Here is a 1,755-nt window from a genome sequence, read left to right on the forward strand (position 1 = left end):
CGGCGTTCAGGGTGAGTTCGTCGCTGGCTTCCAGCACCACCTTGTGGCCTGCCTTGATGTGCAGCTCTCGGCCACTTTCACTGAGCCAGGCCTGCCCAGCCTTGATATGCAGCGTGCCGTCTATGGTGAGGTGCTGCTGCCCTTCGGTGTGCTCGAAGCGGTTGCCGTGTACCGTGTGATGGTCGTCGTTACCGATCTCGCTGATGCGGTCGTTCTGAACTTTCAAGAAGCTATCGTGGCGGATCTCTTCGGTGCGGTCGTTAAGGGTGAGCAGCTCTAAATCTTTCTGGGCGTGGAGCCAGATCTGCTCTTCGCCCGCTTCGTCTTCGAAGCGCAGTTCGTTGAAGCCTTCCGCCTTGTGGCTCTGGGTGCGGATAACGGTGCGCGTTTTGTGTTCCGGCAGTGGGTAAGGAGCCGTATTGACGGCGTGATAGGTGCGCCCGGTGACCAGCGGTTGATCCGGGTCGCCTTCCAGGAACGAGACGATCACTTCGTGGCCAATGCGGGGAATGGCGATGCTGCCGTATCCGCCCCCGGCCCAGCCCTGGGCGACGCGGACCCAGCAGCTGGCGGTGTCGTTGGGTTCGGCGTAGCGGTCCCAGGGGAACTGCACTTTGACCCGGCCATGTTCGTCGCAGTGGATCTCTTCGCCTTCCGGGCCGACCACGAAGGCCACCTGGGGGCCGTCTACCCGCGGTTTGGGGTTGGCGGTGGCGCGCCAGGGGGCGTCGCCGGGGATGAGGGTGACCTGGTTGTAGTAGCGGGTCATGCCGTTGGCATCGCCCTGAGACTCTCCACCAAGAAGCACGCCATCCTCTTCCAGGGCCTGGGGCTGCTCACCGTAATGCACCACGTCGATGGCTTGCCAGTCGCGGTTCAAGGTGTCGGTGTCGTGGTCGGTGAGAGTGAAGCGAACCCCGGGGGCGAGTTCGGGCAGGTCGCTGTCGGCGCGGGCGGTGAGCGCTTCGCGGCGCAGCTGTTCCAGGCGAATGCGGCTGAAGGGCTTGCCGGAGGCGTCCTGCTTGTAGCGGCCGGGGTAGTCGTAGTGTTCGTAGTCGTCCCGCTGGCCGTGGGCTTCCACGTCGCGGCCCTGATGCTCGTGGAGCTGGGCATAGGCGGGGGTCTTGAAGCTGTAGTCCTTGAGGGTGGCCGAGGCGGTGGCTACCCGAGCGGTGTGGCGCAGCTTGCGCACATGGCGCTGGGGGGCAGTGCCACCGGCACGGCTGTTGTAGGGGCGTTCACCCACGCTGGTCAGCACGCTGGGGTCATCGGCGAAGACCAGGTGATGGCTGTTGTCGTCAAATTCATGGAAGTAGAACAGCCCCTCTTCGGCGGCCAGGCGCTCGATGAAGGCCAGGTCGGTCTCGCGGTACTGCACGCAGTATTCGCGGTTTTCCGGCTCGCGGGTTACGGCAAAGCGCACATCGGTAATACCCCGCTCGTCGCACAGGGTATTAATGATGGTGAGCGGGTCGACCTGCTGGAAGATGCGCGAGTTCTGACGCAGAGAGAGGCGCCACAGGGCGGGGCGCAGCACCAGGGTATAGAAGGTGCGGCGGTGGCCCCGATCGCCCCGGCCAAACGCACTGACGATGCCATGAAGTGTGCGCAGCGGCTGGCCGTCTTGCCACAGGGTGAGGCTCGCCTCGCGGTCGAGTAACTCGGCGGCATCGAGGCTGCCGTCGCGGCTGGCCAGGTTGAGGGCCAGTTCGAAGGGCTGGGAGAGGGCTTCACGGTGGGTGAAGTCGATCACGG

1 protein-coding gene is annotated in these 1,755 nt (G+C 64.6%); it reads right to left on the minus strand.

Annotated features, from left to right (window positions below; genetic code table 11):
• Window positions 1–1,753: type VI secretion system Vgr family protein (locus tag IE061_RS17870; protein WP_230478503.1), on the minus strand; the 1,753-nt coding region annotated here is incomplete at its 3' end.
• Window positions 1,754–1,755: the final 2 nt, after the last annotated feature.

Source organism: Vreelandella hamiltonii (assembly GCF_014651795.1).
Lineage (GTDB): Bacteria > Pseudomonadota > Gammaproteobacteria > Pseudomonadales > Halomonadaceae > Vreelandella > Vreelandella hamiltonii.